This is a genomic window from Pedobacter nyackensis (assembly GCF_032678475.1).
Classification (GTDB): domain Bacteria; phylum Bacteroidota; class Bacteroidia; order Sphingobacteriales; family Sphingobacteriaceae; genus Pedobacter; species Pedobacter nyackensis_A.
Genome location: NZ_JAVTSF010000001.1, coordinates 1,263,432 through 1,275,611, shown reverse-complemented (window position 1 = coordinate 1,275,611; position 12,180 = coordinate 1,263,432). Strand labels below are relative to the sequence as shown.

The 12,180-nt window shown below is 38.2% G+C and carries 11 protein-coding genes and 1 tRNA gene; 5 read left to right on the top strand and 7 right to left on the bottom strand.

Annotated features, from left to right (window positions below; translation table 11 throughout):
* Positions 1 to 125: 125 nt before the first annotated feature.
* Complete coding sequence (locus tag R2Q84_RS05150; RefSeq protein ID WP_316815458.1) at positions 126 to 518, bottom strand: DUF1573 domain-containing protein; 393 nt, start codon at positions 516 to 518, stop codon at positions 126 to 128.
* Positions 519 to 649: 131 nt separating this feature from the next.
* Between R2Q84_RS05150 and R2Q84_RS05145 the strand changes: the two genes are divergently transcribed.
* Positions 650 to 3,073, top strand: coding sequence for a thiamine pyrophosphate-dependent enzyme (locus tag R2Q84_RS05145; RefSeq protein WP_316815457.1), 2,424 nt, complete (start codon positions 650 to 652; stop codon positions 3,071 to 3,073).
* A 55-nt stretch (positions 3,074 to 3,128) separates the two neighbouring features.
* On the opposite strand, the gene aroC is transcribed toward R2Q84_RS05145, so the two are convergent.
* The 6 genes from aroC to R2Q84_RS05115 form a co-directional block, all read right to left on the bottom strand.
* Positions 3,129 to 4,217: a chorismate synthase gene (aroC, locus tag R2Q84_RS05140; protein WP_316815456.1), complete on the bottom strand. Its 1,089-nt coding sequence runs from the start codon at positions 4,215 to 4,217 to the stop codon at positions 3,129 to 3,131.
* A gap of 50 nt (positions 4,218 to 4,267) precedes the next feature.
* The gene (locus R2Q84_RS05135) at positions 4,268 to 5,527 is read right to left on the bottom strand and encodes a 3-phosphoshikimate 1-carboxyvinyltransferase (RefSeq protein ID WP_316815455.1); all 1,260 of its coding nucleotides are present in this window, start codon (positions 5,525 to 5,527) and stop codon (positions 4,268 to 4,270) included.
* Positions 5,528 to 5,529: 2 nt separating this feature from the next.
* On the bottom strand, positions 5,530 to 6,669 hold the full coding sequence (locus R2Q84_RS05130) for a chorismate mutase (protein WP_316815454.1): 1,140 nt from the start codon (positions 6,667 to 6,669) through the stop codon (positions 5,530 to 5,532).
* A 54-nt stretch (positions 6,670 to 6,723) separates the two neighbouring features.
* The gene (locus R2Q84_RS05125) at positions 6,724 to 7,557 is read right to left on the bottom strand and encodes a prephenate dehydratase (RefSeq protein ID WP_316815453.1); all 834 of its coding nucleotides are present in this window, start codon (positions 7,555 to 7,557) and stop codon (positions 6,724 to 6,726) included.
* Between the two features lie 394 nt (positions 7,558 to 7,951).
* A complete protein-coding gene (gene aroB / locus R2Q84_RS05120; protein WP_316815452.1) occupies positions 7,952 to 9,019 on the bottom strand; it encodes a 3-dehydroquinate synthase in 1,068 nt (355 codons plus the stop codon).
* On the bottom strand, positions 9,019 to 9,225 hold the full coding sequence (locus tag R2Q84_RS05115) for an RNA-binding S4 domain-containing protein (protein ID WP_316815451.1): 207 nt from the start codon (positions 9,223 to 9,225) through the stop codon (positions 9,019 to 9,021). Before R2Q84_RS05115 ends, aroB begins: the two co-directional genes overlap by 1 nt.
* Before the next feature lie 96 nt (positions 9,226 to 9,321).
* Between R2Q84_RS05115 and R2Q84_RS05110 the strand changes: the two genes are divergently transcribed.
* From R2Q84_RS05110 to R2Q84_RS05095, 4 genes are all read left to right on the top strand, one after another.
* The gene (locus tag R2Q84_RS05110; RefSeq protein ID WP_316815450.1) at positions 9,322 to 10,503 is read left to right on the top strand and encodes a proline dehydrogenase family protein; all 1,182 of its coding nucleotides are present in this window, start codon (positions 9,322 to 9,324) and stop codon (positions 10,501 to 10,503) included.
* Between the two features lie 124 nt (positions 10,504 to 10,627).
* Positions 10,628 to 10,701 (top strand) — tRNA-Ile (locus R2Q84_RS05105).
* A gap of 415 nt (positions 10,702 to 11,116) precedes the next feature.
* Positions 11,117 to 11,956, top strand: coding sequence for a class I SAM-dependent methyltransferase (locus R2Q84_RS05100; protein WP_316815449.1), 840 nt, complete (start codon positions 11,117 to 11,119; stop codon positions 11,954 to 11,956).
* The gene (locus R2Q84_RS05095; protein WP_316815448.1) at positions 11,946 to 12,152 is read left to right on the top strand and encodes a hypothetical protein; all 207 of its coding nucleotides are present in this window, start codon (positions 11,946 to 11,948) and stop codon (positions 12,150 to 12,152) included. The genes R2Q84_RS05100 and R2Q84_RS05095 overlap by 11 nt, the downstream gene beginning before the upstream one ends.
* The last annotated feature ends 28 nt before the right edge of the window (positions 12,153 to 12,180 follow it).

Sequence of the window (12,180 nt, the reverse complement as noted above, 5' to 3'; positions counted from 1 at the left end):
ATTCAGTCCAAAAAGTTTCCGGCATTAAAAATGCCGGGTTTAATAAGTTAGTTTTTTCGAGAGGGTACAAAATTAAAAAACCTCGTTGATTAACGAGGTTTTAATCAAAATATCTTTTTTGAAGTTTATTTAGTTGCCGCGGCTACAGTTTCACCTTTAATGTATAATACTTTAGTGGTCGTTTTTGCATTCGAAGTAATCGTAATGCTCTTGCTGAAAGGAAGTGCAGCACCTGTAGGATTGTAAGTTACTTTAATTACACCCACATCGCCTTTTTTCACAGGAGTCTGTGTGTATACAGGAACAGTACATCCGCAGGTAGTCTCAACTTTAGTAATAATTAAAGGCTCATCACCAACGTTACTGAACTTAAACTCAACTGTTGCTGGTTTGTTCACAGGGATTTTTCCGAAGTCATGGCTTTCTTTGTCAAACTTGAATTCAGCCTTTTTTGACTGAGCGTTAGCAGCAACACTTATACCTAAGATTAACGTAAATAACAGAATTAGTTTTTTCATTTCAATGTTGTTTTAGAACAAATTTAATGTTTTCATTTACAAAACAAAAAGTATTCCATTATATAAATTACTAACCACTGTTAAGCCTTACTTTAGATTTTGTGTATCTTTGCCGCATAATTGATTTGCGTATGATGCCGAATAATAAACTTACCACAAATCCAATAGACACTTCAGAACTGAGTTTTGATGATTTCAAAACCATTGTTGTAAACGACTATAAAATAGCGTTTGAGAGTAGACAGGCCAGTTTATTAGGCCGAAAGGAAGTGTTGACAGGAAAGGCTAAGTTTGGAATTTTTGGAGACGGAAAAGAGCTTCCCCAAATCGCCATGGCAAAGGCCTTTAAAAATGGCGATTGGCGTTCAGGCTATTACAGAGATCAGACTTTTGCTTTCGCTGCCGGAATTTGTACCATTAAAGAATTCTTTGCTCAATTGTACGCTAATCCAAGTGTTGAGGCTGATCCGGCATCGGCAGGCAGACAAATGAATTGCCATTTCGCAACGCGTTCCATTAATGAGGACGGTAGCTGGAAAGATTTGACAGAAATGAAAAACTGCTCGTCTGACATTGCACCTACTGGTGGACAAATGGCTAGGTTAGTTGGTCTTGCTTATGCTTCTAAATTATATAGACAGAATCCTGAACTGGAATATTTAAAGAATTTTTCTGTAGATGGCAACGAAGTAGCCTTTGGGACCATCGGAAATGCTTCGACATCAGAGGGGGTATTCTTTGAAGCCATTAATGCAGCTGGGGTTTTACAGGTGCCTATGGCGATGTCTGTTTGGGATGATGGCTATGGAATTTCTGTACCTGCAAAATATCAGACTACTAAAGAAGATATTTCAGAGATATTGAAAGGTTTTCAGCGTGATGAAAATGGTGCTGGTTATGAAATATTTAAGGTAAGAGGCTGGGATTATCCTGCTTTATGCGAAACTTATCAGCGTGCAATTGATGTTTGCAGAGATGAACATGTTCCTGTATTGATTCATGTTACTGAAGTTACGCAACCTCAGGGACATTCGACTTCCGGTTCTCATGAACGTTATAAAGATAAAGCGAGGTTAGAGTGGGAAAAGGAATATGATTGTATTACCCAAATGCGTAAATGGATGCTTGAATCGGCAATCATTTCGGAGGAAGAAATCGTTGAACTGGAAACTACCGCTAAGAAATTTATTCGTGACGTACAAAAAGAAGCATGGAATGAGTTTTTAGCGGCCATTAAAATTGAAAAAGATGAAGTGATCACCCTGATCAATAGTATGGCCAACGGAGATCCTGCATTGATAAAAATTACAAACCTTTTAGGTAATACGCCTGATGCACAAAGAAGAGAGGTGATCTCGTCGGCAAGAAAGGCTTTACGTTTAACCGTAAAAGATACTTCTGCAGCTAGAGCTAGTCTTTTAACCTGGTATAATGAGCAAATAGGTTTAAATGAAGACCGATACAACTCAAAGTTGTTTACTGATGGTGCCGAAAGCCCATTTTTAGTGAACGAACTGAAGCCTGTGTTTAGTGAGGAAAGTAAAATGGTGGATGGGCGTGAATTATTGAACGCTTGTTTTGACTCTAATTTTGCACGTGATCAACGACTGGTTGCCTTTGGTGAAGATTTAGGTGCTATTGGTGATGTAAATCAGGGTTTCGCTGGTTTGCAGGCTAAGTATGGTGACCTGAGAATTACAGATACTGGTATCAGGGAAATGACTATAGTAGGGCAGGGAATAGGTTTAGCTATGCGCGGTCTACGTCCTATTGCTGAAATTCAGTACCTGGATTACTTATTGTTTGCCTTAAATGTATTGAGTGATGATTTGGCGAGTTTGTCTTATCGCACTAAAGCAGGGCAAAAGGCACCTGTCATCATCAGGACCCGTGGTCATAGGTTAGAAGGGGTATGGCACTCAGGCTCTCCAATTGGAATGATCCTAGGGTCATTGAGAGGTTTACACATTTGTGTGCCACGCAATATGACGCAAGCTGCGGGTATGTACAATACTTTGTTTAGGTCTGATGAGCCAGCATTGGTCATTGAGTGTTTAAACGGCTATCGTTTGAAAGAAAAATTACCTGAAAACGTAGGTGAATATACCGTTCCTTTAGGAAAAGCAGAGGTGATTAAGGAAGGTACAGATCTTACTGTCGTGTCTTACGGATCTACCTTAAGAATAGTTGAAGAGGCTGCAGACGAACTTGCCCAAATGGGTATTTCTATTGAAATTGTAGATCCTCAGACTCTATTGCCTTTCGATACAGATCAAATTTGTGCGCAATCTTTAGCTAAAACCAATAAGTTATTGGTGGTTGACGAGGATGTCCCGGGTGGCGGAACGGCCTTCCTGTTGCAACAGATTTTAGAAGAACAAAAAGGATATTACCATTTAGATGGGCAACCTAAAACGTTAAGTGCAAAAGCACATCGCCCTCCTTACGGATCAGATGGTGATTATTTCAGTAAACCTTCTGTTGATGATATCATTGAAGCTGTATACAGTATGATGAATGAAAGTAACCCTGGTAAATATCCAGCTATCTTTTAAAGATAAAGCGCTTATGGATGACGTCCACTTAAAAAACAACAAAACGAGCAGACTGTTAAAGTCTGCTCGTTTTGTTTCTTAGTAATTGATCTGCAATTACCAATGCAGCCATTGCTTCAACGATAACTACGGCTCTTGGTACAACACATGGATCATGTCGTCCTTTTCCTTTAATTTCTGCAGCTTCACCAGCAGCATTAATGGTTTGCTGGTTATGCATAATGGTTGCAACTGGTTTAAAGGCTACGGTGAAATTGATTTCCATTCCATTGGAAATACCACCCTGTATGCCACCAGAAAAGTTGGTTAGTGTTTTAGGCTGACCTTCATTGGCCAGAAAGATATCATTGTGCTCCGAACCTCTCATTTCACTACCACTAAAACCCGATCCGTATTCAAAACCATGTACAGCATTAATGCTCAGCATTGCTTTGCCCAGGTCGGCATGTAGTTTGTCAAATACAGGCTCTCCAAGTCCAACGGGACAGTTTTTAATGATGCAGCTAACTTTTCCACCTACTGTATCGCCATCTTTCCTTACGCTATCAATAAACTCAATCATTTGATGTGCCGTTGCCGGATCAGCGCAGCGAACGATGTTCTCTTCTCTTGTTTCCAGTAACGTAGCTATATCATCATGATTCAGATTAGGTGCCTGTATTTGGCCTACAGCCGAAACATGTGCAAAAATTTCAATACCATGGTGTTTCAGCAACAGTTTCGCAATTGCTCCAGCTGCAACACGTGCCGCTGTTTCTCTTGCAGAAGATCGGCCCCCGCCACGGTGATCACGAATCCCATATTTGGCATCGTAAGTATAGTCTGCATGGGAAGGACGGTAAACGTCTGTATTGTGACTGTAATCCTTGCTACGCTGGTCTTCATTAGGGATCAGCATGGCAATTGGAGTTCCAGTACTTTTACCTTCAAATGTGCCCGACAGAATCTGAACAGTATCGCTTTCTTTGCGTTGTGTTGTAATTTTTGATTGCCCGGGTCTGCGTTTATCTAATTCCGACTGGATAAAATCCAGATCGATAGGTAACTGTGCCGGACAGCCATCTAAAATAACACCTATGGCTACTCCATGTGATTCACCAAAGGTGGTAATGCGAAATAAGTGACCGAATGTATTGCCTGCCATATAGATTAATGATTTTAGAATTTAAATGTACTATTTAGATTTTTAAGGTTCTAAATTTCCTTTACTGTAAAGCCTGCTTTCTCTAAATCTTTCCAGAAATCGGGATATGATTTTTCAACAACCTGGTAATCTTCCATCTCGATTTCATCAATAAAGAAACCTAATGGGGCAAAAGCCATAGCCATGCGGTGATCATCATAAGTATCAAATTGTACTTTTTTAGGAAAACTCAGTTGATCACAGTTTAAAGTATAAACTTCATTATCCTCTATTAAAGATACACCGATTTTAGCCAGTTCCTGCTGTAAAGCCAGGACCCTGTTGGTTTCCTTAATTTTTAAGGTTTCCAGCCCTGTAAAAGAAAGATTTAATCCTTTTGCAGCTGCACAAACGATAATGGTTTGGGCCAGATCAGGGCAATCTTTTAAATTCAATACTTCATTTATGGCTACCGAAGTACCAGATTTTAAAGCAATACCTTTAGGTGTTTGCGAAGTGCGTACACCAAAAGGAACCATGATGTCCCTGATTTTGCTATCACCCTGTAAGCTTTTCTCTTTCAGATATGGTAAAGCTACACTTCCCTGATCGGCCAGCGCAACAATGCTGTACCAGTATGAAGCTGCACTCCAATCGGGTTCTACAATCAGCTCGCATGCTTTAAATGGCTGGTTGTCGATATGGATGGTGTTGTTCTCCCATTTGTGTTCAATCCCAGCTTCCTGCAACATACTTAAGGTCATTTCCAGGTATGGTCTTGACGTTAGTTCTCCTTCTATTTCTAAAGACAGACCTAAAGGAAGGGAAGGAGCAATCATTAAAAGTGCAGATAGATACTGACTGCTGATATTTCCCTGAATTTTAACGGTACGGTTGCTTTGGTTAAAGTTACTGCGGATATCAAGCGGTGGAAAGCCATCTTCGCCTGCGTACGTAATACCTGCACCAAGCTCCTGAAGGGCTTCAACCAGAAGTTTAACAGGTCTTTCTTTCATTCTACCCGACCCCGTTAAATGGAACATGCCATTTGCAATGGAAAGATACGCCGTTAAAAAACGCATAGCTGTGCCGGCATGGCCTACATCAATAGTGATGAAAGCATCGTTATCCTGATTGTTTTTTACCTGATTAAGAATGCCGTTAAGCGTTACTGTATCTACGGCATCAGATAAGTTATCAACTTTAACAATGCCTTCAGACAGGGCGCTGATCATCAGCGCCCTGTTGCTTTCGCTTTTTGAACCCGTTAAGGTTATTTCAGCATTTATATCTTTAATCCCTTTAAAAGAAACAATTGCGTTTTTGCCCATTGTTAAGACTTAACTTCAGTATGTGCTTCTGCTGCAATGCCTTTTTCAGCTTTACCAGCATTCATAATCTCAGTTTGTTTACGGATAGATTCACCATGAACAAGTTCAAGGAATTTCTCAGTAAAGTTTAAGTCTAATTTTAAGGCTTTTGCAAATGAAACACCTTTGTTGATAATGGCTTCCCAACGGTTAACCTGTAAAATTGTTACCTGGTTATCGCGTTTAAACTCACCAATTTTACCTACGATAGCCATACGCTCACCTAATTTTTGTAATAGCAGGTCATCAATTTTATCAATTTGTTTACGTAAATCTGCAAGCTGGTCAACGAAAGCTTCGTTTTTAGATTCTGGCTCACGAACAGTTAAACGTTCTACAAGTTCTTCAAGAGCAGCAGGAGTAACTTGTTGTTTAGCATCTGTCCAGGCTACAGAAGGGTCTACGTGTGACTCGATCATTAAACCTTGCATATCCAGATCCAGTGCTTTCTGAGAAATGTAAGGGATCAATTCGCGGTTACCGCAGATATGACTTGGATCATTGATGATTGGCAGATCTGGTAATAATGTTTTTAACTGGATAGCTAGTTCCCACATTGGTTCGTTGCGGAAAGAGCTTTTCTCGAACGATGAGAAACCACGGTGAATAGCACCTAATTTAGTAATACCTGCACGGTTGATACGCTCTAATGCACCAGCCCATAATTGCAAGTCAGGGTTTACCGGGTTTTTGACCAATACCGGAATGTCTACACCTTGTAAGGCATCAGCAATTTCCTGTACAGTAAAAGGGTTTACAGTTGAACGGGCACCAATCCAAAGGATATCAACGCCAGCAGCTAATGCTTCTTCAACATGTTTTGCATTTGCAACCTCAACAGCTGTAGGTAAACCTGTTTCTGCTTTAGCTCTTTTTAACCACTCTAAACCGATGCTGCCGATTCCTTCAAATTCTCCCGGACGGGTACGTGGTTTCCAGATTCCAGCTCTTAATACAGATACTTTTCCCGTTGCAGCTAATAAATGAGCTGTGGTTAATAATTGTTCTTCAGTTTCTGCACTGCATGGACCTGAAATGATTAATGGTTCGTTCTTAATGTCAAGCCAAGTGTTTAATGGCTGAATGTTCAATTGTAGTTTCATTTTTTGGGGTTTAAATTGTTGTTTTTATTTTACGAAGGCTGTGTTTATAGAAGATTATACCTGGTCGTTCTTCTCGTATTCGCCCATTATATTAAAGTTTACGGTGTATTTAAGGGCTTTACGAATTGCGATATCATATTTTTTTGTATCCGACCATTCCAGGTCGACATAGAAATAATATTCATTTCTTTTCCCCAGTACCGGCATTGACTGGATTTTACTCAGGTTTACTTCTTGTTCTGCAAAGATGTTAAGGACTTTAGATAAGGAACCTACCTGATTGCCTGTCTGGAAGCAGATAGATGCTTTATTTGTGTTTTTAATTTCTTCATTCCTGTCCTTGCTTAAGATCAGGAAACGGGTGTAGTTCTTTTTATTAGATTCAATTCTTCTTTCAATGATGTTCAGGCCATAAAGCTCTGCTGCCAAAGCATTTGCCACTGCTACAGTGTCTGTTAGCTGTTCATCCCTGATCTTTTTTGCACAGGCGGCAGTATCAACGCTTTCTACTACATTAAGGTGAGGGAATTCGTCGAAAAACTCTACACACTGGCGAAGCGCTATAGGGTGGGAGGTAACAAATTTTGCATCTTCAATTTTTATCCCTGGCAAAGCCATAAGGTGCAGTTGGATAGCCAGGTATACTTCACCTACCACTGCAAAATTATATTCTCTGATCAGCGTATAGTTGGGTAAAAGACTGCCTGCAATAGAATTCTCAATCGCCATCACCACATAGTCGCATTCTTTCGCTTCAAGGCTTTCGCAAGTTTGTTTAAATGAATTACACTCAATAGTTTGAATGTCCTTTCCGAAAAATTTGAAGGCTGCTTCTTCGTGGAAAGATGCTTTAATGCCTTGAATTGCTACTCTGGTTCCTTGCTTCATTAGATTATTTTTACCTTTTTTTTTATTTTTTGATTGCGTTAAAACAAAAAAAGTCCCGGCGTTTGGCCGGGACTTTCGTATACATTTATCGTGTTGATATCAGTGCATATTAGTCCCGGCTCTTACTAAAATAGTAGAAGTAACCAAACCAATATGTAGTGATATTTCTCATCGTTTTTTCTATTGCTTTTCATTTGTGATGAGGCTTGCATGCTATGCAGGTCTCATCGTTTTTTCTATTCCTTTTTATTTTTGATCCGACTTGCAAACAAGTCTTTTCTTATTTTATTTTTCCAAATGTACTAACAAAATTTAATTTGTCAATAGCTAATTAAAAAAAATATTTTTTTGTTGCAAAAGTGTTGGCGCATGGCATTCAAAACTTTAGCTATTTCTATTTTGCGCTGATCCGGTTAAAGTATGCAAAACTTTCTAAAATGTCGCTCTCAGATACTCTACAGTTATAATCGCATTTGCCAATGCTACTTAACAATGAAAACATGATTTGCCCATTTTCATTTTTCTTGTCGCTTTGCATGAATTCCATTAATTGTGAAAAACTTTCTTCTTTTATATGATAAGAAGGGTAGAGTTTACTGATATAAGTAGTAACGTCATTTAAATCCTCTTCGCTTAGGGTATTATTCTTCTGCGACAGGAACGCTTCGCATATCATGCCAATAGCAATAGCTTCACCATGTGTTAAGGGATTTTTGTCGTTAATGAGTGCATACGTTTCTACAGCATGGCCGATGGTATGACCGAAGTTTAAGATTTTTCTTAAACCCTTTTCATGAGGGTCTTCGGTTACAACGTCATTCTTTATCTCTACTGAGCGGTAAATTGCTTGTGGCTCAATTTGAAGATAATTACTGTTTTTAAGTTCATTATAATAATTGCGGTCTACAATTAAACCATGTTTAATCATTTCAGCAAAACCCGATAGTAATTCTCTGTCTGGTAACGATTTTAAAAATGCAGTTTCTATAAAAACAGCTTGAGGTAGGGTGAATGTACCCACCATGTTTTTAACATTATCTACATCAATGCCGGTTTTTCCACCTACAGAGGCATCAACCTGTGACAATAGTGTGGTGGGGATATTGATAAAATCTATTCCTCTTTTATAAGTACTGGCTACAAATCCACCCATGTCGGTAATTACACCACCACCAAGATTAATCATTAAGCATTTTCGGTCGGCCCCGAAATCCAGCAATGTTTTCCAGATGCCTATACAAAAATCAATGTTTTTGTTTTCCTCACCTGGGTCGGTTTCTATAAGATCAAAACCATTAAAGTCATCCAGCATTTCCCGGAACAGCGGTAAACAAACTTCCGAAGTGTTGCTGTCAGCAAAAACAAATATTTTACTGTATTTTCCAGATTCAAATACCTCGGTAAGTGGGCTCAGCTGAGTTTCAAAATGTATGGTATGGCCAGCGCTGTCTAATTTGTTCATTAAATTACTGTTATTTTTTGTCCCATAAAATCAATTACATCGCCTGCACGAACTTTTAGTCTTTTACGGTAATCAACTTTTCCGTTGTATTTTACCAGGCCGTCTTCTACAACGGTTTGTGCTTCTCCACCGCTTTGAACCAGTGCTGTTGCTTTTAGCAGTTGAATAAGGGGAATAAATTCGCCTTCTAATTTGAATTTTATCATCGCAACGCAAACTTACAATTAATTATAAAGTGTTTTACCACCAATAGCCTCGGAATTTATACTTTTGCATGCAAAATGACTAACTGATATTCATAAATGGAACTATCCCCCAAGAAAGCATTAAATTTTGATAATACCGAAATTGCTTTCCGTAACAAATCAAATGGAGAATTAAACGCTGCATACTGGCTGTTTAAAATCATCAGCAGCAACTTTCTAACTAAAGTTGGTCCACCAATCACTAATTTTTTTCTGAATATTGGTTTACCAATAAAGGGAGCGATTAAGGCGACAATATTTAAACATTTTTGTGGTGGTGAAACGATTGTAGAGTGCGAACATACTATTGAACAGCTGGCGTCGGGTAATGTAGGTACTATTCTGGACTACTCTGTTGAGGGTGAGGACGAGGAATCTGTATTTGATTTTACCTGTGAGGAGATTATCAGGACTATTGAGCGTGCTGCGGGCGACAAGCGTATTCCGATTACAGTCTTTAAAGTTACCGGTATCGGTCGCTTTGGTTTGCTGGAAAAACTGGATGCTAAACAACAATTGAATGCAGCTGAAATAGCTGAATTTGAAAAAGTGAAACAGCGTTGCGAGAAAATATGTAGGGCTGCTTTTGAGAAAAATGTGCCGATCATGGTGGATGCGGAAGAAACCTGGATTCAGGATACGATTGACGAACTGGCGATTGATATGATGCGTTTGTTTAATCAGAAAAGCATTATTGTTTACAATACTTATCAGATGTACCGTCATGATAAATTGGCTGATATGAAGGCAGATCACCTGATCGCAAAAGCTTCTGGCTTTATTTTAGGCGTAAAGATGGTTCGCGGTGCATATATGGAAAAGGAACGCAAAAGAGCTGAAGAGATGGGGTACCCTTCTCCAATACAGCCCGATAAGGCGGCTTCTGATCGTGATTATGATGCTTCCTTACACTATTGTATGGAACATATTGATGATATCGCTTTTGTATGTGGTACGCATAATGAAAATAGCTGTCGTGTGTTGGCTCAATTGCTGGATGAGTATAAGATACCTCATAATCATCCGCATGTTTATTTTGCGCAGCTATTGGGGATGAGTGATAATTTGAGTTTCAATTTATCTGACGCAGGTTATAATGTAACTAAGTATGTGCCTTATGGACCTATTAAAGCAGTGATGCCTTATTTGTTTAGAAGGGCACAAGAGAATACATCAATTGCAGGACAAACCAGTCGTGAGCTTGGATTGATTATAAAAGAGAAGCAGCGTAGAAAATAAACGTTGAAATTCAACTTGCAGGATATCAATAGGAAACAAAAAGCTTAAGAAATATATGGCAAAGAAATTTTGTGATATCAGGAAAAAGCCTTAATATTGCGCCCTGCTAAGGCAGAAACAATGGGGGCCTATAGCTCAGTTGGTTAGAGTAGAAGACTCATAATCTTTTGGTCGCTGGTTCGAGCCCAGCTGGGCCCACTGCTTAAAAAGCCGTTTTTCATAAAGAAGAACGGCTTTTTTCGTTTTAAACATTGATTTTGTCAGTAAAATTTCTTTGGTTTTACGAAAAACCTTAACGTATCCTTTAGACTATTGAGAAAATAATTTGAATGTTACCAGATAGGGTGTCAAAAAATAACATTAATTTCTACCTTTGTGATCTGTTATACTATATCTGACATATTATTCAATCCTTCGTAAGGATATCCTCCTTAAGTTGAAGACCTAATGCATTGGAACCGCCTGATTCTAAATGTAATGGATAGTATGCGCATCATTTTTTTACCCAACAATTTTTAATAAAAAAAGAGATTGATTATCAAATCAATTACTTTATCACATTGCAAAATGATTAATATCTCTTGCAATTTGATAAAGTTTAAAAATATTCAAGATGAATAGTAAACAGTTAATAAGTAGAGATATAGAACTCTTTTATAATAAAGCATCCGAAGAAACTAGACTGAACAAAGGTATGGGGGTGTTTGAATTTGAAAGAATTAAATCGCTCGTAGAAAAATATGTTCCATCCACATCCTCTACAATAATTGATGTTGGTGGAGGTACAGGTAAATATTCAGAATGGCTTGCAAAAAAAGGTCATGAGGTATACTTAATTGAGCCTGTCCTTAAACATATTCAAATAGCTAAGGATAGAGCTAGTAAATTAAAAAACAAATATTTTGTTTATTTAGGAGAAGCCAGAAATTTAGATTTCCCGGATAATTTTGCTGATATCATAATTCTACACGGGCCGCTTTATCATCTTCAAAAAAAAGAAGACAGAGAAAAAGCAATTCGTGAAGCCAAACGAGTTGTAAAAAGAGGTGGTATTATTTTAGGGTTTTCTATAAATTATACTGCATCAACTCTAGTTGGGCTTTTACAAGGACTAATTCATAAAAATACTTTTTTTAATATGTGCAAAGAAGAGCTCACCACAGGTATTCATAATCCTCCAAATGATTTCCCCTGGCTTCTAGCTGAAGCCTATTATCATAAACCGAATGAGTTAAAAGATGAATTTGTTAAACAGGACTTGACATATATAAATACCTATGCTATTGAAGGGATGGCATGGTTGGATAAAGACTATTTTTTGAATATTTTAGATATGAAAAGGAGAAAGACCTTAATGGAACTTATTCAGATTACTGAAAACGACAGCAATCTTTTACCTTTTAGCCCACATATGATGATAGCGGTAAAAAAACAATCAATTTATGAGAAATAAAGATAAATATTTTAAGGCTCTCAAAGAAAGTAATGGAGGTTGTAACGAAATAGAGCTTGGAGAAAAACTTGATCTAGATGAAAATTCTACCAGACAAATACTTACTCAACTTCTATCAGAATATAAAATAGAATATGTTGAAAATGGATTTTGCGAGTATAGCGTAATGAAAACTGTTAAAGGAAGAGTCAGATAACTTAATCATTCAGTTCTATAATCACCTT